This is a genomic window from Thermoactinospora rubra (assembly GCF_002093975.1).
GTDB classification, from domain to species: Bacteria; Actinomycetota; Actinomycetes; order Streptosporangiales; family Streptosporangiaceae; genus Nonomuraea; species Nonomuraea rubra_A.
Map to the genome: position 1 here is coordinate 42,557 of NZ_MSZZ01000055.1, position 26,283 is coordinate 68,839.

Below are 26,283 nucleotides of genomic sequence, written 5' to 3' on the forward strand. Positions count from 1 at the left end.
TCATGGCAGAGAAGATAGGCCGCTACTTCGTCATCAGCGACAACATCTATACGGATGGCGAAGGGGTTCGGGTCCAACTGGTCTACGCGACGCGAACGGCCACGCTGATGTACGTCATACCGGAGGTCGCGGACGCCCTCCGCACGGGCCGGCTCGATGCCATCTCCCCCGGCACGCGCGCCGCCTTGAGAGATTCTGAGGTTGTGGTGCCCGACGATCAGGACGAGTTAGCGGATGTGCTGGACCGCAGCAGATCGGCCGCGCTGGACAGATCGCTGGTCAACTTCATTCTGCTCCCCACTTCGTATTGCAACATGGGCTGCACTTATTGCGGGCAGGAACACGTGCGCGGCGGGCTGTCCGCGGATCACCGTGATCGTGTCCGGGCGCGGGTCCTGCGTGCGGTGCGGTTGCCGACGACGCGGCAAGCGCGCATCGACTGGTTCGGCTCCGAGCCGATGATGGGGTACGCCGTCATCCGAGACCTCGCCAAGGACTTCGTGCGGGTCGCCGACGAGGAGGGCGTGGAATACATCTCCGAGATGACGACCAACGGGTCCTTGCTGAATCAGCGGAATCTGGAGGTGCTCATCAAGGAGTGCAGGGTCCGGAAGTTTCATATAACCCTGGACGGCCCCCCAGACGTCCATGACGAGCACCGGCCGCTGAAGAGCGGTGGCCGGTCCTTCTGGAAGATCGTCCGCACGGTCAGGGAAGCACTCGACAACCCCGACTACCGGCATGCGACGTTCGTCTTCAGGACCAACGTCGACGTGCGCAACCAGGAAAGCATTCCCCGCTATATCGAACTGATGGCACACCTCGGCTTCAATCAGCCGAATGTCCAGTTCCTGCTGGCCCCCGTGCACCCGTGGGGGAACGATGTCTCGGCGATCGAGCTGGAGGGCAAGGACTACGCCGAGCGGGAACTCGGCTGGCTGAGGCTGATGCACGAGCACGGGCTCCCGTTCATGCGGATGCCCACGGTGCCGCAACGGGTGACGTGCTCGGCGGTCAAGGCCACCGCCGAGCTGATCAGCGGCACCGGGAACATCTTCTCGTGCACCGACCATCCGCTCGTGCCCGAGGCCGAGCAGACGTCGGCACTCGGGCACATCGGCCAGGACGACCTTCCGGTCTTCCGGCCGGCCGGAGAGTTCGATGGCTGGTACGACGAGGTGGAGCAGGGCAAGTCCTGGTGCAAGGGCTGCGTCTTCCTGCCCACGTGCGGAGGCTCGTGCCCCAAGGCCTGGCACGAAGGCCGCCTTCCGTGCCCAAGCTACAAGCACAATGCCCAAGGCCGCATGGACCTGGCCGCCGCACGTCTCGGGCTGCGACCGGTCGGGGCGCCGTGAGCGCGACGGGTCCGGATCCGGCGGCGGCCGACCCGGCGACCGCGACGCACAAGCTGCTCATCGGCGCGTGCGGCGCGGCGGACGTGATGAGCCTTCCGAACTATCTTCTCGCCTTGCGCACACGAATGCCCGCGCTCCGTGTCCGCGTCATCATGACGGCGACCGCGGTGAAGTTCCTGCCGGCGCGGACAGTGCGGTTGATCGGCGAGGCCGTCTTCTGCGAAGGCGAGGACAACTTCGACCCGGGCCACGCGAAGCTGGCCCAGTGGGCCGATCACTTCATCGTGCTGCCGGCGACCGCGAACGTGCTCGCGCAGGCCGCACAGGGGTTCTCGGGAAGCCTGCTGACGGCGGCACTGCTCGCATACCCGGGACGGGCGATCTTCTTTCCCTGCATGAACGCGGAGATGTGGCACAAACCTGCCGTCCAGCGCAACGTCGCCCAGCTGACGGCGGACGGGCACCACATCGCCGGGCCCGTCATGGCGCAGTGCTGGGAGATATCCACGGCCGAGTACAAGACAGGGCCGTGTCTCCCGTCGCCGTCTCAGGTCGCCGGGATCGTCGAGGACGTCGTCCGCCACCGCGGAACCCGCTCATGAAGGGAGAAACCGGACCGATGAGCCGGACAGCCTTCGCAAAGGTCAAGGCCCTGGCCGTATCGGGACCGATGACCGTTCGAGGGTTCTGGCGGCTGCTCATCGGTCAGCTCGCCTCGAGTGTCGGCGACCTCTGCTACGCGGTCGCCCTGCCGTGGCTGGTCCTGTCCTCCGGAGGCGGTCCCGGCCTGCTCGGTGTGGTGCTGGCCTGCTTCGGAGTGAGCCGGGCGCTGGCGATCCCGGCCGGCGGGATCCTCGCGGACCGCTTCGGCCCCCGCACGGTCATGCTGGTGACCGACGCCGTCAGGTTCGGCCTCATCATGGTGCTCGGAACCCTGGCCTCCAGCATGCCGCCCACGTTCGCCGTGCTCGCGCCCATCTCGGCCGCGCTGGGGATCTGCGGCGGGGTCTTCGTCCCCGCGTCGTTCGCCCTCCTCCCCACCGTCCTGCCCGAGAAGGACCTGGCCGCGGGCAACTCGATGTCCTCCGTCGCGACCCAGCTCGGCACCCTTCTCGGGCCGGCGCTGGGCGGGATCCTGATCGCCGGCCTCGGCCAGGTTCCGGCCTTGTTCGCAGTCGCGAGCGCCTATCTCGTCTCGGCCGCCGCCCTGCTGGCTTTCCGCCCGCCGAACGCCGATCCGGCGGGGGAGGCAGCCGTGGCGAGCGGCGCCGTGACGTTCCGTGCCGTACTGCTTCGCGGGCGTTTCCTCCAGGTCGTCCTGGTCGCGGCTCTGATCGGCAATGCCGTCTACGCGGGTGCGGTGGAAGTGGCTCTGCCCACGCTGGCCCATCGCGACTTCGGAGCAGCCGGATACGGCATCCTCCTCACCGGGCTCGGTGCCGGCATGATCATCGGTGCTCTGCTGGCCCGCTGGACGGTGCCGCGACTGCGGGTCGGGTATGTGGTCATGCTCCTCGGTCTCACCATGGGCGCCTCGGTCGCCGCCGTGCCCTTCGCCGGCGGCCTGGCCGGCGCGCTCGTGTGCATCATCGTGTTCGCCGTCGCCAACGGCTGGTCAGGGATCGTCGTCATGACGATGGTGCAGTTGTGGGCTCCGCGTCACCTGCTGGCCCGCGTGATGAGCGTCATGCTGCTGGCGATGTCGGGCACCTTCCCGCTGTCCGTCGCGGTGGCCGGCTGGGGCGTGGAGCGCTTCGGCGTGGCCACGTTCTTCCTGCTGGCCGGTTGCTCAATGGCGGCCGGCATCCTGTGGGCGATCACCCAGCCCGCCTTCAGAAACTTCCGTCCCGGCGACCAGTTCGCCGGGAGCGCCGGCGCGGTCGCCGGCGGCACAAGGCTCGATGAGGAAAGAAGGTGAAGCCAGCCATGGGATTCGATGCTCTGTCGGCACTCCGGGCCAGCGGTCAGTGGGTGGACCTGCTGAGCACGCGGCAGCGGGACGTCCTCGGACGGTTGACCGAGGAAGAGGTGGAGATCCTCGTACGGGTCAAGCGCATGCTGGATGAGGTGGCGCCGGACGTACAGGGACACCACGAATTCAAGGTGCTGTGACGTGGGCGGGGACGCCGGCGCCGAGCAGTCGGCATGCAGCGCGTGCGGTGCGCGGCTGACAGCCCACGCCCGGTTCTGCTCCACGTGCGGAGCCGTGGCGCGGGCCGCCGACACCGGTCCGGAATCCCGCAAGAACGTCGCCGTTCTCTTCGTCGACCTGGTGGATTCAACGAAGCTGGGCGAGCAGCTCGATCCCGAGCTGCTGCGCAACGTGCTCTACCGATATTACGAAGCCTGCAGCGAGCACATCACCGAACACGGCGGGCTGATCGAGAAGTACATCGGCGACGCCATCATGGCCGTCTTCGGCGTTCCGGTCACGCACGAGGACGACGCGCTGCGGGCGGTACGGGCCGCCTGGTCCGTGGTCGCGGCTGTCCGGAAGCTGAGCGACGGCATGCTGCCGATGCAGATCAGACTCGACGTTCATTGCGGCGTCAGCTCAGGGGAGGCCGTGGTCATCGCAAGCCCCGGGGCGCAGTTACGGATCGTCGGTGACACGGTGAACACCGCCGCACGGCTCCAGAGCGCCGCGCAGCCCGGCCAAATCCTGGTGAACGCCGAGGTGGCACAGCTCGTGCGCGGCCGTGCCGGGCTGGCGGAACTCCCGCCGCTCGTCCTCAAGGGAAAGGCCGAGCCCGAGCGCGTGTGGCGGGTCACGTCCGTGACAGTGGAGTCCCCGGCCGTCCGGGCTCCCATGATCGGGCGGGCCGAAGAGCTCCGGCGGCTGCTCGCCTCCTATGGCCAGGTGGTGGCCGACGCCAGGGGCCGCTGTCTTCTCGTGCACGGCGAGCCCGGCGTGGGCAAGACACGGCTGATGCTGGAGTTCGCCGCCCGGCGGGAGGTCGGGCAGGCCCTGGTGCTGACCGGCTCGTGCCAGCCGTACGGCAGGGACATCACGTTCCATCCTCTGATCTCCATGCTCCACGACTCCGTGCCCGGCGGCTGGGCTCATATCCGGCAGGCGCTCGGCGCGAGCGAGAGCGGCCGACGGGCATACCGGACCCTGACGGCCGTCTGCGGCGGTGAGTCTCCGAAAGGCGGTCCGCCGGTCGGCGTGGAAGAGATCGGGTGGGCGGCCACGCACCTGTTCAGGGCACTGGCCGCACGTCATCCCCTGGTTCTGGTCTGGGAGGACCTGCACTGGGCAGAGGGGGTGTTCCTGGGGTTGATCAAGATTTTGGCGCGGGAGTTGTCGGATTTGCCCGTCCTCATCGTCTGGGTCGCCAGGGACGAGTTGCTCGAGAACCATCCGCACCTGGGCATCGATCAAGCTTCCCGGGTCCGGGTCGCACCGCTCAGCCCGGCCGAAACGGTGCAGCTCATAGACACCCTGGCGGTGGGGGAAGCCGAGGTGGCAGGCCATGCACGGAGCTCGGCGACGGCAGAGATCGTCGAACTCAGCGCGGGCAACCCGTTGTTCGTCGCGGCGATGATCGACGCGCTGGCTGACCAGGGGTCGGCCACGTCGACGCCTCCGCCGACGATCTCCGCCCTGCTGCGCGCCCGGATCGACGCCCTTCCCGCGCCGGAGCTGCGCACCCTGCAATGGGCCGCCGTGTGCGGCCAGGAGTTCGACGTCGACCGGCTCTTGATCCTCGCCGCGCGGGACGGCCTGGACCGGGAGGAAGTGATCGGCGCGCTCGAGCGCTTGGTGCGGCGAGACTTCGTCCAGCCCCTCGGGGCAGGGCGCCTGCGCGCGCAAACCCTGATCCGCGACACCTGCTATGCGATGACTGCCAAGGCGTTGCGGGCGGAGGCGCATGCGCTGCTGGCGGACAGGACGCCACCGACGGAGACGATGTACCACGCGGAACGGGCCAGCCTGTTGTTCGGCGAGGTCGCCCCCGGCGATCCGCGCCTGCCTGCCTTGTCGGCGAAGGCGGTGAAGCTCCTCGTCCAGGAAGGGACGACGGCGTTGCATCGCCGTGACGCGAAGGCCGCGGGATCGCTGTTCGGGCGGGCACTCACCCTGCACACCGGGCGTGGCCGCCGGTTCGCCGACATCACCGTACGGCTGAGCGAGGCTCTCCTGGCACAGGGTGAGGGTGATCGGGCGTTGCGGGTGCTCGAGGAGGGCTTGCGGGAAACAGACACGGCCGGTCGCATGCCCCTGACGTTGCAGCGCGACATCATCCGCTTCCGCCTGGGGCATCTCAGCCTGGAAACGGCGCCGGCGAATCTGGCACGCCATGAGTCCGACCTCCGCCAAGCCGCAGACGATGACATGAACTGGTGCCTGCTCCACCAGTTCGCGGCTTTCGTGGAGTTCAGCGCCGACCAGGTGGGCAGGGCCGAATCGGAATTCAGGAAGGCGCTGGCCCGCGCACGGCTGCTCGACGAGCACTGGATCGAGAACCGGCTCTCCAGCGCCCTTTGCGAACTCGTCCAATGGTCCCCCACGACCGTCGCCGACGGGTTGGAGCTGTGCGACGAGCTGCTGCGGCGGTTCGAAGCCGATCGGCTGCTCCTGATCCCTGTCCTGGCCACCCAGGCGCGCCTCCTCGCCCTTGCCGGAAAGGTGAACGAGGCCCGTGCCGCGTTGTCCGCCGCGCGGGAAACCGCCTCGGCCTTGCACGCGGCCTTCCCGGAGATCGCGATCAGCCAGTCGGAGGCGATCCTGCTCTCGCTGACCGGTGACAACGTCCTCGCGAGCAGGCGGTTCGCCGAGGCGGCGGCGATGCTGCGAAACCTGGGCCACATTCAGCCCGCTCTGACCCTCGAGATCTACGCGGTGCGCGAGATTCTCCGCGCGGGACACCATGAGACAGCCCGCGCGGCGTTCGCGAACCTGAGCGCGGCAGAGGGCGACGCCGGCCTCGTCGCCCGTGCCCGCACCTGGCTGCACCTGCTCCAGGCCCATTTCGCCTGCCTGGACGGACATCCGGACGAGGGCCACGCCCTGGCCCGGCGCGCGCTCGACGCGATGGCCGGCGACGATCCCTGCCTGCTTGGTGACGCCTGGCATGAGTTCGCGGTCATCGCGCGGACGACCGGGCGAACCTCCGAGGCCGCGCTCGCCGCGGCCCGGGCCGAAGCCTACTACCTGGCCAAAGGCGCCAGCCTGCCGGCGAGAGCCGTACGCCGCTGGGCCGCGACCGACGACGGAGACGAAAAGTGACCCTGCCCTGGCGTGGCTCGGTGTCGGAGCACTTCCCCGGCGTACCCGCCTGGGGCGCGCCCACCTCGCGACGGCCGCTCCCCGACTTCCCCGCGACTCACCTGGCGGGGATCACACCGGAATGGGCGTGGGGCGGAGCCGACGGGAGCGGAATCCGGGTCTGTATCGTCGACAGCGGAGTCGACGGCACTCATCCGCTCGTCGCCCCCGTCGACCAGGCGATGACCGTCGCCTGGGAGAGATCGGACGAGCCGGCCGTCGTGCCGGCCGAGGCGATCGACACGGCCGGGCACGGCACCGCCTGTGCCGGCATCATCCGGTCGATGGCCCCCAACGCCTCGCTGTCGTCGATGCGGGTGTTGACCGACTCCATCACCGGAAGCGGCCAGGCCCTGCTGGCGGGTCTCAGCTGGGCGATCGACTCGGGATTCGACCTGATCAACCTGAGCCTGTCGACCACGAAGCTCCTGCTCCTGCCCCGGCTCCATGACCTGGCCGATCAGGCCTACTTCCGGCGCTCGGTCCTCGTCGTGTCCGCGCACAACCTGCCGGTGCACAGCTTCCCGTGGCCCTTCGCGTCGGTGATCTCAGTCGCCAGCCACGACCAGCCCGACCCCTTCCTCCACTACTACAACCCCGGCCCACCGGTGGATTTCCTTGCCAGAGGTCTGGCGGTCCCCGTCGCCTCGCCCGGAGGAGGGCGGACCCGCAATACCGGCAACAGCTTCGCCACGCCCCACATCACGGGTCTGTGTGCCTTGATCTTGAGCAAGCACCGCTGGCTCACGCCGTTCCAACTCAAGTCCGTGCTGTACCAAACCGCGCGCAACGTAAGACGCGATGGAGCTCGCCATGCCCCTGCAGAACTACTCCCTGCCGAATTCCCGTCCGGACCGGCAGGCGCCACTGACTGAACGGCAGCTGCTGCATTCGATAGTCCAGCTCGCCCGCCACGTCTTCGGCGCCGCGGCATCGTCGATCTTCCTGATCGACGGCGACACCGGTGACCTGGTTTTCGAAGCGGTCGCCGGCCAGGGCGACGCGCACCTGCCCGGCACCCGCTTCCCTGCGGGGACCGGCATCGCCGGTTGGGTCGCGATGAGCGGCCAGGCGGTCTGCATCGACGATCTCTCGGGAAGCACCCACTTCTCCAGGTCCTCCGCGGAATCAACGGGATACGTGCCGACCAGCCTCATGGCCGCGCCCCTGACCAGGGGTGGCGATTGCGTCGGGGTCCTGGAGATCCTCGATCCTTCGGTCCCCTCCCGCAGTGAGCTGGCCGACCTCGATGTGCTGGGGCTTCTCGCCGTCCAGGCCGCCATCGGCCTGGAGATCCTGATCCGGGCCCGCCATGGGGGCACCGGAGCGCCGCTGAGCGAAGAGAACGCGCTGCTGCTCGACCGCATCGGGCATGGCATGAGGACAGCGGACGAACCCGCCATGGCCTTGGCGCTCACCCTGCTGACGGCGGCGGAAGAGGTGCTGATCGGCGGACGGAAGGAGCCGTGACAGCGCTCCTGAAGCAGTACACCTTCCGGCTGACCCCTCCCGCGGACGACCAGGTCCGCCCGCCCCCTTCGGGAGACTCGGCGGCCGACGGATGCGTCGTCTTCTTCACCAGGCGAGCCGATCCGGAGGTGTCGGAGCTGACCAGGCTCCTCACCGTCCTCGGCGTGCCGTCCCGCCGGATCGACGCCGACAGCCTCAGCTCGATCGAGCTCGACCTGGACACTCCAGGGATCCTGCGGATCGACGGGGACCGGGTACGGATCACAGCCTGCTGGACACGCAGGTTCTGGCCCTCGGCCATGGCGGTTCCGCGGACCTCCGCCGATGTCCTTCGCAGGGACTCCTGGCTCGCCCTCGTCCGGCAGGCGCCGACGCTGGCCTCCGTCGCCTGGCCGGGTCCCAGGCTCGGGCTCCTGCAGCAGCTCACCGACGCCGTCAGAGTCGGCATCCGCGTCCCCCCGACGGTCGTGAGCACCGACCCCGTCGAAGCGGCCCGGCGGTTCTCCGGCGACATGCTGATCGTCAAGACGCTCGGCATGCATTTCGTCGAGAGGGTTCCTGGCACCCTCGAGGGGATCTTCCCATGCGTCCGGTCGCGGGCCGACATCCAGAGCCGCGACAGATTGCCGGAAACCTCGCCACTGGTCATTCAGGAGTATGTACGGCACGAAGCGGAGTACCGCGTCTACTTCATCCAGGGGAAGCTGATCACCTTGGAGGTGCGGAAGCCTTCACCTGATGCCGTCTGGCGGGACCAGGAATCGGTCCAGGTGCGCGAGACGAAGGACGTTCCGGAGGTGGCGGCGCTCGTCACCTGCCTGGCGGCGCGTTGGAAGCTCCATTTCGGCGCGTTCGACGTGCTGCTGGCCGACGACGGCCCGGTGTTCCTGGAGGTGAACTTCGACGGCGACTGGCGGTGGTACGAACGGCGCGCGGGGGTGCGGTCGATCAGCAGGACGATCGCCTGCGCGATACGCGACCGGCATCGCCACGCCGGAGGCCGTGTCGACAGGTCAGGTGCCGGGCTGCTGCCGCTGATGACCGGGTGACCGGGAGCGCCCGCCCTCCTGGGAGAGCGTCCGCGCGATGGCGGACATCTCGGCGACGGCCTCGAGCACCTCGTAGTCGGGCATCGAGAGCCCGGACTGCTGCTCCAGTTCACGGGCGATCCGGGCGTCCACCAGCTGGCGTAGCGGGCGATAGGCCAGCCACGCGTCGCACTGCACGCTCATACGACCGGGCCTACTCACTTTGTTGACATGTAACGAATCATGGGTCTGGCGTCTCCGGCAAGCCGACCGACCCGGCCGTGCGGTTGCTCGCGCGACCGCCCGAATACGCTTGTCCGCCCTTCCGGCGCCGCACTACCGTGCCGATGTGGATCTCTTCTCGCGCTCGTGGGCGGCGTTGCGTGCGGCGGTCGCCGACCTGCCGGACGAGGACTTCGCACGGCCGTCCGGCTGTACCGGCTGGCTCGTGCGGGACCTGGTGTGCCACCTGATCATCGACGCGCAGGACGTCCTGATCACCCTGGCGACCCCCGCCGACACCGAGCCGACCCGCGACGCGGTGACCTACTGGGAGATCGCCGACAAGCCGCCGACCGGTGACGACCCGCTGGACGCGCTGATCGTCCGGCTGGCCGCCGCCTACCAGGAGCCGTGGCTGCTGAAGTTCCACCTCGACGACGTCGGCTCCGCCGCCGGCCGCGCCGCCGAGCTCGCCGATCCAGGACTTCGGGTCGGCACCCGCGGCCAGGTCCTCACCGTGGCCGACTACCTGTCCGCCTACGTCCTGGAGTGGACGTTGCACCACCTCGACCTGATCGCGCACCTCCCGGATGTGGCCGAGCCGCCCGCCGAGGGGCTGGCCCGGTCCCGCGAGATGCTGGAGAGGATCGCCGGGGCGGCGTTCCCCGCCTCGCTGTCCGACCGGGACGCGCTGCTGGTCGGCACCGGACGGCGGGCCCCGACCGATGCGGAGAAAGCCGATCTGGGCGAGCCGGCCGCCAAACTCCCGCTCATCCTCACTTGATCGTCCGTAGACGCACCCCTGCTCAGCGTTTGACGCAGGTGTAGGCGCCGTACACCGGTCCTTGGAACTTCACGGCCACGATCTCAAAGCCGGCGGTGGCCGGCATCGGCTCCAGCAGCCACCGGTAGGTGCTGTGCTCCGTGCGGATGTGCTCGATGTAGTCGTCCCGGGTATAGCCCGAGGCCGGATCGGCGGCGGCGCCGTCCAGCCAACGCTCGAACACCTCCTTCGCCTGTGACGGATGGAAGTCGTAGATCAGGTCGCACAGCCGCAGCACCCCGCCGCGCCGCAGCATCCCGGCGATCCGCTCCAGCGCGAACTGCCCCGTCCCGGATCCGAGATCCACCACCGTCGAGTCATCGGTCAGGCCGTGGGCGGCAAGCCCGGAGATCATTTTGCTGGCGCCTCCAAGGACGACCCGACCGGCCCCGCGCTGCCGATCGCCGTGGCCGTCAGGTGTTGCGCCGGATGATCTCAGGAGTCGGGGGAACCGGCCAGTCGAGGAGCGCGCGAGCCGCGTTCTCGGTGAGGGCGCCGATCTCGACCAGGATGGCGGCGGACCGGTCCCAGTGGCGCCGCGCCTGGTCGCGGTGGCCGAGGTCGTGGTGCGCCTCGCCCAGTCCCCACAGCGATTCGGCTTCCTGGTAACGGTCCCCGGCCTCGCGCGCGATCGCCGCGCTCTGCTGGTAGAGGGGGACGGCCTGGGCCGAGTCACCGGTGCGGTGGTGAGCCCATCCCAGGTTGCCGAGCGCGGTGGCCTCGCCGTACCGCTGGCCGAGCTCCCTGGTGATGGCCAGTGAGTCGCGATGGCAGGCGATCGCATCCTCGAAGCGGCCCAACCGCTGATACACGAGGCCCAGATGGTCCAGGGTCGTCGCCTCGCCGTAGCGATGGCCGATGTCCCGGCAGATGGCGAGCGCCTGCTCGAGGCATTCGACCGCCTTGGTGTACTGCTCCAGCTGACGGTGGGCGAAGCCGAGGATGTTGAGGCAGGCCTGTTCACTGCGGCGATCACCGATCTCGCGCCATATCTTCAGCGCCCGCCGGGCGGTCCGGAGCGCCTTTTCGGCCGCGTGCCCCACCCGCACATGGGTCCACCCGAGGTCCTGCAGGGCGAAGGCCTCGCCGCGATGGTCATGGAGGCGACGTGCGGTGCGCGCGGCCAGCTGACGCATCGTGATGATGTCCTGCCAGTGTCCCCGCAGGTCGTAAGGCCGGTTGAGAGCCGCGGTGAGCCGCACGACGAGGGCGGGTGCGGCGCCTGGGTCGACGGCGGCCTGGCGGGCGATGGCCAGGAGGTTGTCACGCTCGCTGTCGATCCAGGCTGTCGCGTCGGCGGGGGTGGACAGGGGGAACTCCCCATGAGGACTGCCGACGGCGTCCGCCGGGGTGTGGTGCGTCAGCGGGTTGAGCAGCAGATTGACCTTCTCCGCCGCCGCGACATAGCACTCCAGGGCGCGTCGCCGTACGGCGCGGCGCCGGGCTTCGGGCTCGTCGTCGGCGAGCTCTCGTGCGTACAGACGGAGCAGGTCGTGGGTGTGATAGCGGCCTGGGGCCGCCAGGTCCAGCAGGCGATCGTCGACGAGGCGCTCCAGCATCTCCCGGGCGCGGAGCTGGGGCACCTCCAGAAGGGAAGCGGCGACCGGCACGCTCATCTCCGCCCACTCCAGAGCGCCGAGAAGGCGAAACGCCCTGGCCGCCTCCCGGTCGACGGGATCCTTGCTGGTCTCCAGCGCGTGATAGCTCACGGCGAAGCTGGCCCGTACCGCTCGCTCGCCCGCCCGCAGCTCGTCGAGCCGACGGGTGCGATCGGCCAGCCGCTCGACAAGGGTGGCGATGGGCCAGGCGGACCGGGCGGCCAGCCGCGCTCCGGCGAGCCGGATGGCCAGCGGCAGCATCGCGCACAGCCGCACGACGGTGGCCGCCGCCTCCGGCTGCGCCTCCACCCGATCCGGACCGGCCAGGTGGGCGAGCATGGCCAGCGCTTCCGGCTCGCTCAGGACATCCAGGTGCAGGCGGGTGGCGCCGTCCAGAGCGGCCAGGGTGGCGCGGCTGGTGATGATCGTCAGGCATCCGGGGCTGCCGGGCAGCAACGGTTCCACCTGGGGGACGTCGCGCGCGTTGTCCAGCACCACCACCATGCGCTTGTCCGCCAGCAGGGAACGGTAGGCGGCGGCCTGCTCCTGCTCGTCGGCGGGGACCCATTCGGCCGGCACGCCGAGGCTGCGCAACAGGTATCCGAGCGCATCGGCCGGTGCCATGCTCCGGCCGGAATCATGGCCGCGCAGGTCGACGTACAGATGCCCGTCAGGAAAGTGTCCGGCCATCCTGTGCGCCGCGTGCACGGCCAGGGCGGTCTTGCCGATACCGGCCATGCCGTCGATGACGAGGACCGTCCCCGCGGTCGCGCCATGGACCCGCTCGATGAGCGACAGTTCGCGTGCCCGCCCGACGAAGGCCACGACATCGGCTGGCAACTGCCGTGGCGTCGGTGGCCACCCCGGCACGCCCGGGTCCTGGCGGGGCGCGGCCCGATCACCGGTAGCCGGCGTGGTCGACGCACCGCCGGCGGCCGCGACCATCGCCGCCCGCTCCGCGCCCTCCAGGCCGAGAGCCTCGGCGAGCAGCTGCACCGACGCGCTGCGAGGCCGCCGCAGCGCGTCGCTTTCCAGCCTGCGGATGGTCCGGACGTTGAGGCCGGTCTTCCTCGCGAGCTGTTCCTGGGTCAGCAAGGCCCGCTCCCGCCACGCGCGCAGCAGCGTCCCCAGGGTGGCGCCCTCCGGCGGGAGGCCGGTGTCGTCACCTCCCCGCGTCTCGGCGGACATCACGACGCCTCCCGCAGGTCCTTGCCGCTCACACCATCGATCATGCCAGCCAGTCTGTCGACCACGACATCACCGGGCAGTCGCACCTGTCTGGCGGCCTCGTCCGGGCCACGCGCACAACGTCTGGAGACAGTGCCAGGTCGTACGGCGAGGCCATGGCTCCGCCGTACGACGGCTCACTGATAGTAGCCCTCGACCGGCAGGCGCGCCTCGTCGTACAGGGCCGGGCCCTCCTGGGGGACGTGCGGCCAGCCGCCACCCGGTTTGAGGTCGTTGAGCTGCTCCTCGGACAGGGCGTACACGACGCGGCCGAGCCCGGACCGCTGGATCGCCCCCGTGCACATGATGCAGGGCTGGCAGCTGGTGTACATGGTGGTGGCGGCCGCAGTGGCGGGATCGAGCTCGCGGGCGGCCCAGCGGGCCAGCTTCAGCTCCGGGTGCGCGCTGATGTCGGCGTCGGTGAGCGTGGTGTTGTGCTCCTCGGCGAGGATGCGGCCGTCCGGGCCGGCCAGCAGCGATCCGAACGGCGGGTTGCCGCTCGCCCGCGCCACGGCCGCGAGCTCGATCGCGCGGCGGAGAAGTCGTTCCTCGTCCTGTGTCACGGTTGCTCCGTTCTCGGGGGAAGATCCCAGTGGGCGGCGAGGGTTGCGAGCATCTGCCATTTGGCCTCTGGGCGGAGCGTCTCGGCCGGATCGCCGTCGAACGGGTCGAGCACGACCGTCTCGGCGCCGAGCAGCCGTAGCTGCTCGAGGTCCTCGACGACCTGGTCGATGGTGCCCTCGCCGGCGAGGCGGCCGGGACCGGTGACCGGCTCGCGGGTGATCCGCAGGATGATGCGCGGGGCGAACGCGGGTACCGGCCGTTCTCCGGCGATGACCTTCATCCTGCCGACCGCCTCACGCAGCCAGGGAAGGGTGTTGCGCAGCGGATGCCAGGCGTCGCCGAGGCGGACCGCCCGGCGTATGCCGGCGTCGCTGTTGCCGCCGATCCACAGCGGTATCGGCCCGGCGCGGTAGTCCTCGAGGTCTTCCCGGGCGGCCCGCAGCGCGCGCAGGGTGTCGTCGGTCAGCTTCCCGCGCTGCTCGAACGGCACGCCGAGCGCCGCGAACTCCTGCCGCGCCCAGCCGGAGGCCACGCCGAGGACCAGCCGGCCGCCGCTGAGCTGGTTGAGGTTGGCGGCCATGCGCGCGGTCAGGAGCGGGTGCCGGTACGGCGCGATCAGCACCGTGGTCCCGAGCCGGACCCGCCGCGTGATGCCGGCCAGCCAGGCCAGGGTGGTGAACGGCTCGTAGAACGGCGCGGGATACTGCTCGGCCACGTCGGGCGTCACCACGACATGGTCGGAGACCATCAGCAGATCGAAGCCCAGCCCCTCCACCGTCTGCGCCCAGTCGCGCAGGACACCGGGGTCGGTGCCGGGCCCGAAGTTCGGAACGTTCACGCCTACTCGCATCACCCGTCCAGGCTATCCAGGCGGTTAGCTCCCCATTAAGGGGATATTTCCGGCATAGGCGGCTATTCGCCGTGGATTTGCCGGTATATTCGCCGGATGGCCGAGAATCTCGACGCGACCGACTGGGCGATCCTCGTGGAGCTCCAACGGGACGGCCGCATCCCGCTCACCGAGCTGGGCCGACGGGTCAACCTCAGCTCCTCGGCGGCGACCGAGCGCGTCAGACGCCTGGAGTCGGCGGGCGTCATCACCGGCTACCGCGCCGAGGTCGACTTGGAAAAGGTCGGGTTCACGGTGCTCGCCATCGTCCGCCTCAAGTACCCGGGCAACCGGCACGAGCCGCTGCACCAGCTGCTCGCCCAGCGGACGGAGATCCTGGAATGCCTGCGGACCACCGGCGACGACTGCTACACGCTGAAGGTCGCCGCCGCGTCCATGCGCCATCTGGAACGGCTCGTCGGCGAACTCGCCGAGTTCGGCAGCACCACGACCAACATCGTCTACAGCCGGACACTGCCGTACCGCGGCCCGCGGCAAGCCCCAGACGCCTGACGGCCGAGCTCGCCGCCGCCGCCCATCGTCGCCGTCACAGCGAGAGGGGGCCTCACGGTGAGAGGGGGCCTCACAGTGAGAGGGGGCCGAGGTCCGCGGCGGTCTGCGCCAGCGCGCGGATGGCGGGACTGTCGGCGGTGGAGCGCCACGTCAGGGCCCATTGGAGGGCGGGGGCGTCATGGATGGGCAGGAAGACGACGCCAGGGGGATTGTTGTAGCGGGCGGCGATCTCGCCCAGCGGGTGGACGCAATGTCCGGCCGCGACCAGGGAGAGGACCTCGTGGAAGGTCCGCGCGGCGGGCCCCCGCGGGATGCGGCGGCCGAGCGGTGTGCGCATGGGGACCATGGACGCGACCCAGTAGTCGGGGGCGTCGGGGCCGAGGTCCACGACGTGGTTGTCACCGAGGTCCTCCAGGGAGGCGATGCCGCGATCGGCGAGCGGATGGTCCGCCGACACGGCCAGCACGCGACCTCCGGTGTACACGATGGGGCCGACCGTGAGGTCCGGTTCGGCAACGGGCAGCCACAGCACGTGGACGTCATGGTCTCCGGTGCGCAGGGCGGTGAACGGGGCGCTGCCGTAGATTTCGCCGAACTGCACGTCGACGCCGGGGTAGCGGGTACGGAACGCCTCGACGAGGGGACGGAGTTCGTGTCCGGCATGGCCGAAGACGCCCAGCCGTAGGGTCCGGCCCGCGCCCAGGCCGGCTGCTTCCGCGCGGGCGAGTCCTGCCCGGAGGAGGTCAAGGGCCTGCTGGAGGTCTTCGCGGAGGCGCCGGCCGACAGGGGTCAGGGTCACGCGGCGGCTGGTGCGGTCGAACAGCGCCACGCCGAGGCGCCGTTCCTGTCTGCTGATGGCCTGGCTGACGCGGGCCTGGGACACGTGAAGCCGTTCGGCGGTGCGGCCGAAGTGGAGCTCCTCGGCCAGCGTCAGGAAGATCTCGATGTCGCGTAGCTCCACCATAACTCCAGAGTTATGGATCGCCCCACGAAGCTTACATTGTTCCGCCGCTGACCTGCCTCGATGCTGGACACGTCACCATCCGGACAGGCGGCACACGCCTGATGGCACATCGACAAGGCAGGTAACCCGATGAGCGACATGCAGGCCATCGCCGACCGCGTCGAGATCGAGGCGCGGCGCGCCGAGCTCACCGACGCGGTGATGATGCGCGACTACGACCGCGTCGTATCGCTGTTCACGCCCGAGGCCGCGGTGCGGTGGCCGCACGTCGGCAAGGAATTCGTCGGCCGGGAGGAGATCCGCGCGGGGATCGAGTGGGGGCAAGGGCTCTGGGAGTTCTTCGTGCAGAACGTCCACCCGGGTGTCATCCGGCTGGACGGCGACACCGCGGCCGGCCGTACATACATCCAGGAATTCGGGCGGATGCGCGACGGCGGCTCACACCTGAACTACGCCCTGTACCACGATCGCTACCAGCGGACCTCCGACGGCTGGAAGTTCAGCGAACGCATCTATGAGGTCAGATATCTCGACTCCACCCCGCTTGCGGGCTCGCCGCCTCCCACAGCGCCCGAGGCCTAGGCTCGACTCACGACCGGCTCGGAGCCGGACGATCAACCCCTTCCCCTTTTTCTCCAGGAGCGACGAGCAGCTGCGCAGCAAGTTCCTGAACCTGGCGATCACCCGACCATCACCTTCGCCTCGACCGGGGTGCAACAGATCGGCGAGGCCGCCTTCGAACTCACCGGTGACCTGACCATCCGCGGCGTCACCAAGCCGGTCACCGTGGCCTTCGAGTGGACCGGCGCCGAACACGATCCGCAGGGCAATGTCCGGATTCATGTCAAGGGCAGCACCACGATCAACCGCAAGGACTGGGGCGTGCACTGGGCCGCCACCACGGGCCTGGTCGGCAAGGAGGTGGCGCTGGAGTCCGACGTCACCGTGATCCGGCAAACCTGACGAGGCTCTGAACGGACACGCGGCCGGTTGAACCGAGCCGATGCGGCCAGGCGGTGGCGCCTTCTCCTACACCGCAAAGGTCTGCCGACGCACGGCCCGCTACGCCGGACGACGTAGCGGCCCGGCCGCTTGGCGGAGGACGCGCCAGGAGAGGCGGCCGTGGAGTCTTGCATCAACCACGCAGACCCACTGCCACGAGAGGGAAGCCATGCGACTCCAGACGCGATCCGGGACGAAACGCTTGGGGCATCGCACCTACAAGACGATGCTCGTCCTGCACGTCTTCTCGATCGCCACATGGGTCGGGATGGACCTGGCATTCGGCACCCTGGTCCTCACCGCCGTCCTCACCGACAGCCGGGACATCGCGGCCACCAGCCTGAAGGCGATCGAGATCTTCGCGGTCTGGCCCATGTTCGCCGCCAGTGTGGCCGCTTTGCTCACAGGTGCCGTCCTCGCTCTCGGCACCAAGTACGGCCTGGTCCGTTACTGGTGGGTGGTGGTGAAGCTGCTGATCAACCTGCTGATGTGCGCGCTGATCCTCTTCTCTCTGCGGTACGGCGTGGCGGAGGCGGCCGAGTACGGCCGGCGGCTCGAGGCGGGCACGGCCGAGCAGCATCCCATGAGCGACCTGCTCTATCCGGTGTTCGTGGCGCCGACCCTGTTGATGGTCGCGGTCATCTTGTCGGTTTTCAAACCGTGGGGCCGCATCGGCGGACGCCGCTCGGAACGCCGGCCTCTTCCCCGATAGGCGCCCGGCTACACCGCAGAGGCCTGCCGGCGCACGGCCCGCTACGCCGAACGGCGTAGCGGCCCGGCCGCCCGGCGGAGGACGCGCCGAAGAGAGCGGCCCGGAAGCCTGGACCGCACCACTTCCACGAGAGGAAACCATGCGACTCCGAACACGACCCGGACTGGCGCTCGTCCTGGCGACGACCGTCTCGGCGACGTCCCTGGCCGCGGCGGCGAACGCCACCCCCACTCACCCGGTGACCCCCTCGGTCACCGGCTGGATCAGCCGGCATGCCACCCCTATCGCCACGCTCGCTCCCGACGCGCCGGTGGAGGACCTGGCTCCGCTGCGCGGGATCGTCGGCGCCGCCCCGATCGTCGGGCTGGGCGAGTCCACTCACGTCGCGAGCGAGGTGATCTCCCTCAAGCACCGCGCCCTGCGCTACCTGGTGGAGAAGCTGGGATTCCGGTCCATCGCCTGGGAGGAGGACTGGACGATCGGCCTGGAGGTCAACCGGTACATCCTCGGCGGCACGGGCGACCTGGACGCGGTGATGGCCAAGATGACCGACACCTGGCGGACCCAGGAGGTGGCGGCGGTGCTGCGGTGGTTGCGCGACTACAACACCCGCCGCGCCGACAAGGTGCGGTTCGTGGGTGTGGAGTTCTACGCCACCGGTCACGCCGCCTACGACGCCGTCTCCTCCCACGTCGCCACGGTCGCTCCCCATCGCCTGCCGGAGCTTTCGCGGCACCTTGATCCGATCCGGCCCGCCACCACCGACATCGCCGCCCATGCCCAGCGGTACTACGCCTTGCCCGACGACGACAAACAGCCCTACCTTCGCCACGCCCGAGCGGTCTACGACCTGCTCCGCGCGCTGCCCCGGCGACAGGGCGACCGCGCCCAGGAGCTGGCCCTCCACCACGCTCGCCAGATTCTGTCCTTCTACGAGTACTACGCCGATCCCAACCTCCACCAGTACCGGGACCGGCGGGCGGCGGAGAACCTGCGATGGTGGCGCGGCCATACGGGCGGCAAGATCGCCTACTGGGCGGCGACGCCGCACACCGTCGCGGCACCCGGCACGGGCATCTCCGTCCCGCCGCTGACCTTCGACAGCGCGGGCTCCTATCTGCGCCGCTGGTACGGCAAGCGGTACGTGTCGATCGGCTTCACCTTCACCCGCGGCACGGTCATCGACCCCGAGGGCAAGCCGGTGCGGGTGCTCCCGCCGCCGGCGGACTGGGCCGACGCCCCCTTCGGCCAGGTCGGCATGGAGCAGTACCTGCTGGATCTCCGCGCCGAAGCCCCGGCCACGGTCCAGCAATGGCTGCGGACGCCGGCCAAGATCCGCCTCATCGGCTACTTCGACGGCAGCGACCCCGCCGGCCACTTCATGACCGGCGCCTCCCTGGCCGCCGGATTCGACGCGATCGTCCACCGGCAGGCCATCACGCCGCCGCGGCCATGGAACTGAAGAGAGAGTGATCATTGTGACGATGACGAACCTGACCAGGCGTAGTGCTCTGGCCCTGGCCGCCGTGGTGCTGGCCGGCGCGGCGGGTGCGAGCCCTGCCGCCGCCGGCGAGCGGCCCATCGTGTCGTGGGTGAACGCGCATGCCGTACCGCTGGCAAGCGTCCACGCCTCGGGGCCGGTGGACGACCTGGAGCCGCTGCGGCGGATCGTGGGCGAAGCCGCGGTGGTGGGGCTGGGTGAGCCCTCCCACGGCACCCACGAGCAGGTCACCGCACGGCACAGGATGATCCGGTTCCTGGTGGAAGAGCTCGGGTTCCGCACCGTGGCGTGGGAGGAGAGCTGGGGCAGCGGCGTGGCCGTCGACCGGTACGTCGTCACCGGCCGGGGCGACCCGCGCCGCATCGTCTCCGACATGGGCTTCCAGTGGCGCAGCGAGGCGATGCTGGAGCTGGTGCGGTGGATGCGCGCGTTCAACCGCGACCGCGCGGAGGAGGACAAGGTGCGCTTCCTCGGTCCCGACGTGATGGAGCTGCGGGCCCTTCCGTTCACGGAGGTGCGGCGCCACGTCCGTTCCGCGGCGCCGGAGCTGATGAAGGAGCTGGACCGGCACCTTGACCCGATCCGGTTCCGCGGCTCGTCGCAAGCCCACTTCGGCTGGTACTTCCAGCAGCCGCCCACCGCCAGGCGACAGTTCATCCTCCACGCCCGGGCGGTGGCCAAGCTCGTCTCGTCCCTTCCTCCCGGCCCCAGCCGTGACGAGGCGGTCCAGCACGCGCAGGCGATCCTGGGGTTCTACGAGTCCCACGCCGAGGACATCGTCAAGGCCAAGGCGCCGATCCGGGACCGGTACATCGCCGACTTCGTCGGCGGGTGGCGCAGCCGTACCAACCACAAGATCGTCTATAACGCGGCCAACGTCCACACCACCGCCAGCCCGCAGGTGACCTGGAAGTTCCCGCCCAACCCGGTCGCCTTCGCGAACAAGACCATGGCCGGAGGGCACCTGCGCAAGCGGTACGGCAGCTCGTATGTGTCGATCGGCACCGTCTCCCGTCACGGGCGGGTACTGCTTGGCTGGGAGACCGGCAAGCCGTCTGTCTTCACCGTCCCGCCGGCCGGGCCACGCATGGTGGACTACCAGCTCGGCAAGGCCGAGCATGACAACTACCTCATCGATCTCCACGCCGAAGCGCCCGCGGTGGTGCGGCGGTGGCTGGACGGACCCGCGACCATGCGGGTCATCGGCACCGCGTACGACCCGAAGAGGGACGCCGACTACATGATGAGCATCCCTTCCTTGCGGCGCGGCTTCGACGCCGTCTTGCACCTGGGCGAGACGACACCCACACGCCTGCTGCGCTGATCACCTTCCGGCGGAAAGCGACGATGCCGGCCACTACCGCTGACCGGCATTCCGTATCGGGCGCCCTCCCGGACACCATCGTCCGGCAGGGCGCCCGCCGGACGCTCACCCAGTCACCGCACTAGACAAAGGCCGTGACGCCCTCGTATTCCCCCACCGGGGCGGCGCCGGCGGTCTCGTACTGGAGCAGCAGCAGGCCGTTCGCCGTAACCTCGTGGTGGACGAGTCGAAGGCCGAGGGGTTCGCCCGGGTGGTCGAGCAGCCGCCGCCCGGAACCGGTCACGGTCGGGGCGACGACGAGCCGGAGCGTGTCGACGAGGCCCGCCGCCAGCAGGGCGTTGCCGAGTCGCGCACTGCCGTGGATCTGGAGTTCCCTTCCTGGCCGCGCCTTGAGTTCCCCGACGGTCCGGACCGGGTCGCCGCGGAGCACGGTCGTCGGGTGCCAGCTCCCTTCGGTGAGGGTGTTGGTCACCACGTACTTCGGCAGTGAGTTCATCCGCTCGGCGAACGGGTCGTCAGGGTCGGTGATCTGTGGCCAGTCCCGGGCGAACGCTTCGTAGGTTCGCCGCCCGAGCAGCAGGCCGTCGGCGAGATCCAGCCAGCCAGAGGTACGCCGGACGAAGAGTTCGTCCAGGTGGGGCACGAGCCAGCCGCCCCGGGTGAAGCCGTCGCTCGTGTCCTCGGTCGGTGAGCCGGGGCCCTGGCTGACCCCGTCGAGGGTGACGAACTGCATGAGAGTGATCTTCATCGCGCGACCTGGCTCTCCGCGACCCCGGCGAGTTGCCCGGTGACCGTACCCCAGCCTTCGAAGAAGCCGAGTGCCTGGTGGCGGGCGCGGGCGGCCGGATCGCCGTGCCGGACGACGACCCGGTAGTCCGTGCCGTCCGGATGATCGCTCATCGTGATCTCGGCGGTCATGGGGACCGGCGCGGGATTCGCGGGGCGCCAGGAGCTGTCGATCGCGTTCGTGAACACGATCCGCTCGAGCTCGTCGACGACGAGGAAACTCGCGTTGACGTGCGGGACGAACTCCACCCCGTCCTCGCTCAGCCGCGTCACGAACGCACCGCCGGGCCGGACGTCCAGGCGGTCGACGCGGCACACGGCCGGGGCCGGGATCCACCACTTCTCAAGTTGGGACGGGTCGGTCCACGCGCTCCACACAGCGGCGCGGGGGGCGCGGATGACCCGCTCCACGGTCAGGTCAAGATCGGGATTCATTGTTGCTCCTTCGGATCGGTGACGAGGCGTTCGAGCCGGTCGGTTCGGTCTTCCCAGATCCGGCGCTGTTCCGCGAGCCAGTCGTCGACGAGAGCGAGACGGTCACGGTTCAGCACGCAGGTGCGCACCCGGCCGGACTTGACCGTGCGGATCAGGCCGTTCGCCTCGAGCGTCCGCACATGCTTCATGAAGGAGGGAAGGGTCATCGGGAACTCGCGGGCGAGATCCCCCACGCTCATCGGGCCACGACCAAGGCGTTGGATGACGCCGCGCCGAGTCGGGTCGGCAAGGGCGACGAACACACCGTCGATCTCTGCCGAATACTGTGCCATGCGGCTAAGTATTGCTCTCGGTAACACTTAGCGCAAGGGCAAAGTATTGAGAACGTCCCGGGTGTCCGGGCATGGCAGGGCGGGCCGCAGTACGGGGCGACCAAGACCTACGACAACGGAGCGAACCTCAAGCCGATGCTGGCGGAGGTCGCCCACGAAGTCGCGGACGAGCCGGGGGCTCTGGTGATCGTCGGCACCACCAGGGGCGCACGGCGATCGCACACCCTGCTGTCGCCACCGCCGGTGGGTTCGAACGGTTGCGATGCTCGGCCGTCCCGGAGGGCAGCCGCCAAGTGGCGCCTACACCAGTGGCGCCGGCCTCTGGGCAGCGGCCCGCCCCACCACCCGGCGAGGACTCACCACACCCACCGGAGACAAGGTGAACGTCAACGGACACCGCACCAGGTATCCAGCCTAGGTGTCCCGCCTGCCAGGCATCCCAAGAATCCTGCCATATGTCGAGTTGTGCTCTTCGTTCGCGAGCGGAGTTCGAGCAGCGTGCGGACATGACCGCCAACACCATCGCGCTCGTCGCCTATCCGGGCCTGACGCCACTCGACCTGGTAGGCCCCCTGCAGGTCATGGCGACCCTCGCCAAGTTCGATCCCTCCTGGAAGGTCGCGGTCGTCGGCGAGGACGCCTTGCCGGTGGCCACCGACACACCGCTGCACCTGTCTCCCAGCCACAGCTTCGACCAGATCGCCGCACCGCACACGATCCTGGTGCCCGGCGGCGAGGCGCCCGCCTTCGCCGCCATGGCGAACGAGCGGTTGCTGGCCTGGTTGCGGGAGGCGGCCGCACAGGCGCAGGTGATCGCCTCCGTCTGCACCGGTTCCTTGGTGCTGGGCGCCGCCGGTCTGCTGCAGGGGCGCAAGGCCACCACCCACTGGGCGGCCCACCACCTGCTGCCCCGCTTCGGCGCCACCCCCGTTTTCTCGCGCTGGGTGGAGGACGGGCGCCTGATCACCAGTGCGGGCGTCTCGGCCGGTATCGACATGGCGCTGCACCTGGTGGACCGCTGGGCCGGAGCCGAGATGGCAGAGCTGGTGCAGCGCTTCATCGAATACGACCCGCAGCCACCCCGGGGGCCATTGCAGTGGGAGGGTTTCGACCGCGCCGCCTACCAGCCCGCCATCGATGGGCTCGCGCGAGAAGGCCTGGCCGGCCACCCCGCGCTACTGGCCCGGCTCCTGGACTGACAAGAGTGTTCCGCCTCGCACTCCTCGGTGTGCGGCGACTCTCGGCAGCAGCCGGCCAGCCCGAAGCCTCGCCGACCTTGCTGCCGAGCTCGCCGGTGGTTGAGCAGTGCAACGTGGACGAGAGCCTCAGAACACGATTCCATCATCGAGTTGTCAACGCAGTCACCGATCAAGCCCATCGACGGCCGCCCAGACGGTCGCATGCGCTCCGTGAAGGCCCGAGACCCGGCTGCCCTGTGATCGGAGTCAACGATGCCGCCGCCCGACTGAACCGCGCCGGGATCGGCGGAGACTCTGGTGTGCCCCGAGTTGAGTGGAGGCGGATCAGTGGATTCTTGTGTCACGGAGAGAAGAGTGATAGGTGTCAATCCCCCGAAAGCGTGGAGACGGTCCTATGCCACAACGGCCCTCAGCAGGGCCGTTGACGCTTGCCTTTCTCGATCATCTGACGCTCGAATGTGACAGGCGGCAGCCCGTCGTTGGCGCTGTGTCTCCTCCTGGTGTTGTAGAAGTCGACGACCCAGGTCGCGATCTTCAGCCGTGCTTCGGCCCGGGTGCGGAAGCGCTGCCGGTGCACGTACTCAACCTTGAGGGTGCTGTTGAACGCCTCGGCTGCGGCGTTGTCGAGCGCGCAGCCGACCCGGCCCATCGACTGAACCACTCCGTGCCGGGCGCATTCGGCCTGGTAGCGGGCCGTGGTGTACTCCTCAGGTTCAACCGGTCGTCGCAACACTGCTGCTCAGCAGCAAGTTTAGATGATCGCTGAAAGCCTCAGCCGGTGTTCTCCAACCGAGGCTCTTGCGGGGCCTGGTGTTGAGCGCGAACGCAACAGCGGCCAGCTCCTCGGCATTCCATCGTGACAGGTCGGTGCCCTTGGGAAAGTACTGCCGCAACAGGCCGTTGGTGTTCTCGTTGGTGCCACGCTGCCAGGGGCTATGAGGGTCGGCGAAATAGACCTGCACGCCGGTGTCGATGCGTAGTTGAGCGTGCTGGGCCAGTTCGGTTCCGCGGTCCCAGGTCAGCGAGCGGCGTAGTTGCCCGGGCAATCCGATGATCTCTTTGGTGATGGCCTCTCGGACGGCTTCGGCGCCGCGGCCGGCCAGCGCGGGGCCGTTCTTCGCCCGTTCCTGGGTGCCGTAGCCCTCCATCCGGGGCAGGTGTAGGAGAAGGGTGAACCGGGTCGTGCGCTCCACCAGCGTGCCGATGGCGAAGCGGTCGGTGCCGATGATGAGGTCGCCTTCCCAATGGCTGGAATGGCGCGGTCCTCCACCTCAGCGGGCCTCTGGCTGATCACCACGTCCGGGGTGACATGGCCGCGGGCCTGACGCTGGCTGCGGGCGCGGGGGACGCGCAGCGCACGACCGGTGCGCAGGCAGGCGACCAGCTAGCGGTTGAGCGCTCCGCGCCCTTGGATGAACAGGGCCTGGTAGATCGCCTCGTGCGAGATGCGCATGGACTCATCATCGGGGAAGTCCATCTGGAGCCGGTTGGAGATCTGCTCAGGACTCCACGACAGCGCCCACCGGCGGTCTTGACGCCGGGGCTTGTTGCGGCCCTTCCAGGCCGAGGGCCGCGGACCGGCCACCGGTTTGCCGGTCGGCCCCTGGAGCTGACCGGACAGCCGGGCCTGCACGTACTCCCGTAGCAGGGCATTGGCGACCAGTTTCGGCGTCTAGGGGCGCCGCGCCATCAGTTCGGCTTTCCACTGCGCGATCGATGCCCGGTAGTCCAGGCGGCCACCTCGCGTGGCGGCATTACGCCGCAGTTCCCGCGAGATCGTCGAGGGCGACCGGCCCAGGCAGCGCGCGATCTCGCGAACCCCCTTGTGCTGGGCCTTGAGCAGGGCGATCTCCTCCCGCTCGACGAACGACAGGTACCTGCCTGATGGCGAGCTGAGTTCGATCAACGGCATGCCGCCACCCTCGCGGAACCACCGAGACCCGACCGGCCCCGACACGCCGCAGGCCAGGGCCGCATCCTCGCTGGTCAGCCTCTCGGCGATCTTCCTCCAGAACGCTCGCTCCACATCCCGGCGGATCGGAGGCCGTCCCGGTGACCGCATCGCCGGCCGCCCGGTGCGCGTCGTCATCCACCCCGCTGGTCTGCCCATGCAACACCTCAGGATCAAGGTGTTGCGACGACCGGTTGAATCCGCCCTCCAGCCTTCTGCGGGTGAGAGCAACGACGGCTCAGCGGTAATAGCAACAGCCGCGCATCCATTTTGGGTAGCCTCCCTCGAGGCATGGGCCCTAACTGGAGAGCTGCGGCCTGGGCAGTGGCTCAAGACCTCTACGGGAACCTGGGCTCAGATCAGCAGCATTCAGAGATGGATCGCGACACAGCCGGTATACAATCTCACCGTCGCCGATATCCACACGTACCACGTTGTAGTTAGTGATACTACTGTTCTCGTTCATAATTCAGCTCCGTGCGGAGCCGCTGTAGTTCGCCAAATTGCAGATCGCGTGGCAAATACTATAGCTCAGGGGCACGCATTCGAAAAGCATGTTGTTGAGCGAGGGAAGTTTCCGGAATCCGCACCCGTAAAGAATTTGCTAAAATGATCAAAGATGTCATTGCAAACGGGCAGTCCAAAACCTTCACTGGAGGCAGGGTAGCTTTTTGGCGTGGCACTGTTGTGGTAATCTACAATCCTAAGGCGCGCGATCTGGGCACAGCTTTCGCGCCTAGAAATGGAAAAACTTACTTCGATAGAGTCCTAAAGTAAGCTATGGAGTAGTGATGGAAATTAAAAGACTAACAGAGAACACCTTCTCTGTCGAGGTGACTAAGAGTGAGCTCTTTATGATCCTTGCGGGTCTACGAGAGGCTGATCAAGAGTTGGAGGATTGGGAGTTTCAAACGAGGACTGGCTTCGAGCGAACTGAGATGCGCGAAATGTGTGACACTATCGCTCGATTCGCAAACCAGTTGTGACTTAGGTCTGGTACGGCAGCCGTAGATCGTGATCTCGCGTGTCCCTGCGGGCGTGAGACGGAACGGAAGGGCAACGCGCATGATGACTGAACCTTTTTCATCCTCGTGCGGAAGCCGCTGGCCACATCAT

General features: G+C 68.8%; 27 protein-coding genes and 1 pseudogene. 17 read left to right on the plus strand and 11 right to left on the minus strand.

Annotated elements, in window-relative coordinates:
- Positions 1–2 precede the first annotated feature (2 nt).
- Genes BSB02_RS32825 through BSB02_RS32860 form a run of 8 tightly spaced genes read left to right on the plus strand, consistent with a single transcriptional unit; the run spans position 3 to position 9,146 of the window.
- On the plus strand, positions 3–1,355 hold the full coding sequence (locus BSB02_RS32825) for a radical SAM/SPASM domain-containing protein (RefSeq protein ID WP_084964899.1): 1,353 nt from the start codon (positions 3–5) through the stop codon (positions 1,353–1,355).
- The gene (locus BSB02_RS32830; protein WP_084964875.1) at positions 1,352–1,957 is read left to right on the plus strand and encodes a flavoprotein; all 606 of its coding nucleotides are present in this window, start codon (positions 1,352–1,354) and stop codon (positions 1,955–1,957) included. Before BSB02_RS32825 ends, BSB02_RS32830 begins: the two co-directional genes overlap by 4 nt.
- Before the next feature lie 17 nt (positions 1,958–1,974).
- On the plus strand, positions 1,975–3,273 hold the full coding sequence (locus BSB02_RS32835; RefSeq protein ID WP_158088796.1) for an MFS transporter: 1,299 nt from the start codon (positions 1,975–1,977) through the stop codon (positions 3,271–3,273).
- A gap of 8 nt (positions 3,274–3,281) precedes the next feature.
- A complete protein-coding gene (locus tag BSB02_RS32840) occupies positions 3,282–3,467 on the plus strand; it encodes an aroma-sacti cluster domain-containing protein (protein ID WP_084964877.1) in 186 nt (61 codons plus the stop codon).
- A 1-nt stretch (position 3,468) separates the two neighbouring features.
- Positions 3,469–6,588: an AAA family ATPase gene (locus BSB02_RS32845; RefSeq protein WP_158088797.1), complete on the plus strand. Its 3,120-nt coding sequence runs from the start codon at positions 3,469–3,471 to the stop codon at positions 6,586–6,588.
- Positions 6,585–7,502 (plus strand): S8 family serine peptidase, encoded by a 918-nt coding sequence (locus BSB02_RS32850; protein ID WP_084964900.1) that lies wholly within the window; start codon positions 6,585–6,587, stop codon positions 7,500–7,502. Before BSB02_RS32845 ends, BSB02_RS32850 begins: the two co-directional genes overlap by 4 nt.
- A complete protein-coding gene (locus BSB02_RS32855; protein WP_084964901.1) occupies positions 7,441–8,097 on the plus strand; it encodes a GAF domain-containing protein in 657 nt (218 codons plus the stop codon). The genes BSB02_RS32850 and BSB02_RS32855 overlap by 62 nt, the downstream gene beginning before the upstream one ends.
- Positions 8,094–9,146: an ATP-grasp domain-containing protein gene (locus BSB02_RS32860; RefSeq protein ID WP_084964879.1), complete on the plus strand. Its 1,053-nt coding sequence runs from the start codon at positions 8,094–8,096 to the stop codon at positions 9,144–9,146. The genes BSB02_RS32855 and BSB02_RS32860 overlap by 4 nt, the downstream gene beginning before the upstream one ends.
- Here BSB02_RS32860 and BSB02_RS32865 read toward each other — a convergent pair.
- Positions 9,111–9,329 (minus strand): hypothetical protein, encoded by a 219-nt coding sequence (locus BSB02_RS32865; protein ID WP_084964880.1) that lies wholly within the window; start codon positions 9,327–9,329, stop codon positions 9,111–9,113. The genes BSB02_RS32860 and BSB02_RS32865 overlap by 36 nt on opposite strands.
- 145 nt (positions 9,330–9,474) lie before the next feature.
- Between BSB02_RS32865 and BSB02_RS32870 the strand changes: the two genes are divergently transcribed.
- The gene (locus BSB02_RS32870; RefSeq protein WP_084964902.1) at positions 9,475–10,131 is read left to right on the plus strand and encodes a maleylpyruvate isomerase N-terminal domain-containing protein; all 657 of its coding nucleotides are present in this window, start codon (positions 9,475–9,477) and stop codon (positions 10,129–10,131) included.
- Positions 10,132–10,153: 22 nt separating this feature from the next.
- Here the strand turns inward: BSB02_RS32870 and BSB02_RS32875 are convergent, their stop codons facing one another.
- The 4 genes from BSB02_RS32875 to BSB02_RS32890 all read right to left on the minus strand — a co-directional run bounded on the left by BSB02_RS32875 (position 10,154) and on the right by BSB02_RS32890 (position 14,397).
- On the minus strand, positions 10,154–10,525 hold the full coding sequence (locus tag BSB02_RS32875; protein WP_084964881.1) for a hypothetical protein: 372 nt from the start codon (positions 10,523–10,525) through the stop codon (positions 10,154–10,156).
- A 58-nt stretch (positions 10,526–10,583) separates the two neighbouring features.
- Positions 10,584–12,956, minus strand: coding sequence for an ATP-binding protein (locus BSB02_RS32880; RefSeq protein ID WP_084964882.1), 2,373 nt, complete (start codon positions 12,954–12,956; stop codon positions 10,584–10,586).
- 176 nt (positions 12,957–13,132) lie between these two features.
- Positions 13,133–13,558, minus strand: coding sequence for a nucleoside deaminase (locus BSB02_RS32885; RefSeq protein ID WP_240506856.1), 426 nt, complete (start codon positions 13,556–13,558; stop codon positions 13,133–13,135).
- Entirely contained in the window at positions 13,555–14,397 is an 843-nt protein-coding gene (locus tag BSB02_RS32890) for an LLM class flavin-dependent oxidoreductase (RefSeq protein WP_240506857.1), read from the minus strand. Before BSB02_RS32890 ends, BSB02_RS32885 begins: the two co-directional genes overlap by 4 nt.
- 108 nt (positions 14,398–14,505) lie before the next feature.
- Here BSB02_RS32890 and BSB02_RS32895 point away from each other — a divergent pair, with 108 nt between their 5' ends.
- On the plus strand, positions 14,506–14,961 hold the full coding sequence (locus tag BSB02_RS32895) for an Lrp/AsnC family transcriptional regulator (protein ID WP_084964885.1): 456 nt from the start codon (positions 14,506–14,508) through the stop codon (positions 14,959–14,961).
- 70 nt (positions 14,962–15,031) lie between these two features.
- Here BSB02_RS32895 and BSB02_RS32900 read toward each other — a convergent pair whose 3' ends face one another.
- On the minus strand, positions 15,032–15,925 hold the full coding sequence (locus tag BSB02_RS32900; RefSeq protein WP_240506865.1) for a LysR family transcriptional regulator: 894 nt from the start codon (positions 15,923–15,925) through the stop codon (positions 15,032–15,034).
- Positions 15,926–16,054: 129 nt separating this feature from the next.
- Between BSB02_RS32900 and BSB02_RS32905 the strand changes: the two genes are divergently transcribed.
- From BSB02_RS32905 to BSB02_RS32925, 5 genes are all read left to right on the plus strand, one after another.
- The gene (locus BSB02_RS32905; RefSeq protein WP_084964886.1) at positions 16,055–16,507 is read left to right on the plus strand and encodes a nuclear transport factor 2 family protein; all 453 of its coding nucleotides are present in this window, start codon (positions 16,055–16,057) and stop codon (positions 16,505–16,507) included.
- 108 nt (positions 16,508–16,615) lie between these two features.
- On the plus strand, positions 16,616–16,888 hold the full coding sequence (locus BSB02_RS32910) for a YceI family protein (protein WP_084964887.1): 273 nt from the start codon (positions 16,616–16,618) through the stop codon (positions 16,886–16,888).
- 208 nt (positions 16,889–17,096) lie between these two features.
- Entirely contained in the window at positions 17,097–17,639 is a 543-nt protein-coding gene (locus BSB02_RS32915; RefSeq protein ID WP_084964888.1) for a hypothetical protein, read from the plus strand.
- 139 nt (positions 17,640–17,778) lie between these two features.
- Positions 17,779–19,101 (plus strand): erythromycin esterase family protein, encoded by a 1,323-nt coding sequence (locus BSB02_RS32920; RefSeq protein WP_084964889.1) that lies wholly within the window; start codon positions 17,779–17,781, stop codon positions 19,099–19,101.
- A gap of 22 nt (positions 19,102–19,123) precedes the next feature.
- A complete protein-coding gene (locus BSB02_RS32925) occupies positions 19,124–20,464 on the plus strand; it encodes an erythromycin esterase family protein (protein WP_084964890.1) in 1,341 nt (446 codons plus the stop codon).
- 121 nt (positions 20,465–20,585) lie between these two features.
- Here BSB02_RS32925 and BSB02_RS32930 read toward each other — a convergent pair whose 3' ends face one another.
- The 3 genes from BSB02_RS32930 to BSB02_RS32940 are packed head-to-tail and all read right to left on the minus strand — an operon-like array spanning position 20,586 to position 22,017.
- On the minus strand, positions 20,586–21,212 hold the full coding sequence (locus BSB02_RS32930) for a dihydrofolate reductase family protein (protein WP_084964891.1): 627 nt from the start codon (positions 21,210–21,212) through the stop codon (positions 20,586–20,588).
- Positions 21,209–21,685, minus strand: coding sequence for an SRPBCC domain-containing protein (locus BSB02_RS32935; protein WP_084964892.1), 477 nt, complete (start codon positions 21,683–21,685; stop codon positions 21,209–21,211). Before BSB02_RS32935 ends, BSB02_RS32930 begins: the two co-directional genes overlap by 4 nt.
- Positions 21,682–22,017: an ArsR/SmtB family transcription factor gene (locus BSB02_RS32940; RefSeq protein WP_084964893.1), complete on the minus strand. Its 336-nt coding sequence runs from the start codon at positions 22,015–22,017 to the stop codon at positions 21,682–21,684. The genes BSB02_RS32935 and BSB02_RS32940 overlap by 4 nt, the downstream gene beginning before the upstream one ends.
- A 506-nt stretch (positions 22,018–22,523) precedes the next feature.
- Between BSB02_RS32940 and BSB02_RS32945 the strand changes: the two genes are divergently transcribed.
- Positions 22,524–23,216 carry a DJ-1/PfpI family protein gene (locus tag BSB02_RS32945; protein ID WP_084964894.1) on the plus strand — a complete coding sequence of 231 codons (693 nt, stop codon included), beginning with the start codon at positions 22,524–22,526 and terminating at the stop codon, positions 23,214–23,216.
- Between the two features lie 409 nt (positions 23,217–23,625).
- On the opposite strand, the gene BSB02_RS32950 is transcribed toward BSB02_RS32945, so the two are convergent.
- Both BSB02_RS32950 and BSB02_RS32955 read right to left on the minus strand, forming a co-directional pair.
- Positions 23,626–23,946, minus strand: coding sequence for an integrase core domain-containing protein (locus BSB02_RS32950; protein ID WP_143591449.1), 321 nt, complete (start codon positions 23,944–23,946; stop codon positions 23,626–23,628).
- Positions 23,930–25,305 (minus strand): annotated as a pseudogene (locus BSB02_RS32955) (IS30 family transposase). Before BSB02_RS32955 ends, BSB02_RS32950 begins: the two are co-directional and overlap by 17 nt.
- A 19-nt stretch (positions 25,306–25,324) precedes the next feature.
- On the opposite strand from BSB02_RS32955, the gene BSB02_RS43705 reads away from it, so the two are divergent.
- Positions 25,325–25,780, plus strand: a complete 456-nt coding sequence (locus BSB02_RS43705) for a polymorphic toxin-type HINT domain-containing protein (protein ID WP_084964896.1) — start codon at positions 25,325–25,327, stop codon at positions 25,778–25,780.
- The last annotated feature ends 503 nt before the right edge of the window (positions 25,781–26,283 follow it).

Bases quoted from the DNA above. Each gene is read 5' to 3' on its own strand.
- BSB02_RS32825 (WP_084964899.1), top strand. From the start codon at position 3: ATGGCAGAGAAGATAGGCCGCTACTTCGTCATCAGCGACAACATCTAT.
- BSB02_RS32835 (WP_158088796.1), top strand. From the start codon at position 1,975: ATGAGCCGGACAGCCTTCGCAAAGGTCAAGGCCCTGGCCGTATCGGGA.
- BSB02_RS32840 (WP_084964877.1), top strand. From the start codon at position 3,282: ATGGGATTCGATGCTCTGTCGGCACTCCGGGCCAGCGGTCAGTGGGTG.
- BSB02_RS32855 (WP_084964901.1), top strand. From the start codon at position 7,441: ATGCCCCTGCAGAACTACTCCCTGCCGAATTCCCGTCCGGACCGGCAG.
- BSB02_RS32865 (WP_084964880.1), bottom strand. From the start codon at position 9,329: ATGAGCGTGCAGTGCGACGCGTGGCTGGCCTATCGCCCGCTACGCCAG.
- BSB02_RS32875 (WP_084964881.1), bottom strand. From the start codon at position 10,525: ATGATCTCCGGGCTTGCCGCCCACGGCCTGACCGATGACTCGACGGTG.
- BSB02_RS32880 (WP_084964882.1), bottom strand. From the start codon at position 12,956: ATGTCCGCCGAGACGCGGGGAGGTGACGACACCGGCCTCCCGCCGGAG.
- BSB02_RS32895 (WP_084964885.1), top strand. From the start codon at position 14,506: ATGGCCGAGAATCTCGACGCGACCGACTGGGCGATCCTCGTGGAGCTC.
- BSB02_RS32900 (WP_240506865.1), bottom strand. From the start codon at position 15,925: ATGGTGGAGCTACGCGACATCGAGATCTTCCTGACGCTGGCCGAGGAG.
- BSB02_RS32905 (WP_084964886.1), top strand. From the start codon at position 16,055: ATGAGCGACATGCAGGCCATCGCCGACCGCGTCGAGATCGAGGCGCGG.
- BSB02_RS32915 (WP_084964888.1), top strand. From the start codon at position 17,097: ATGCGACTCCAGACGCGATCCGGGACGAAACGCTTGGGGCATCGCACC.
- BSB02_RS32920 (WP_084964889.1), top strand. From the start codon at position 17,779: ATGCGACTCCGAACACGACCCGGACTGGCGCTCGTCCTGGCGACGACC.
- BSB02_RS32925 (WP_084964890.1), top strand. From the start codon at position 19,124: ATGACGAACCTGACCAGGCGTAGTGCTCTGGCCCTGGCCGCCGTGGTG.
- BSB02_RS32930 (WP_084964891.1), bottom strand. From the start codon at position 21,212: ATGAAGATCACTCTCATGCAGTTCGTCACCCTCGACGGGGTCAGCCAG.
- BSB02_RS32935 (WP_084964892.1), bottom strand. From the start codon at position 21,685: ATGAATCCCGATCTTGACCTGACCGTGGAGCGGGTCATCCGCGCCCCC.
- BSB02_RS32940 (WP_084964893.1), bottom strand. From the start codon at position 22,017: ATGGCACAGTATTCGGCAGAGATCGACGGTGTGTTCGTCGCCCTTGCC.
- BSB02_RS32945 (WP_084964894.1), top strand. From the start codon at position 22,524: ATGACCGCCAACACCATCGCGCTCGTCGCCTATCCGGGCCTGACGCCA.
- BSB02_RS43705 (WP_084964896.1), top strand. From the start codon at position 25,325: ATGCAACACCTCAGGATCAAGGTGTTGCGACGACCGGTTGAATCCGCC.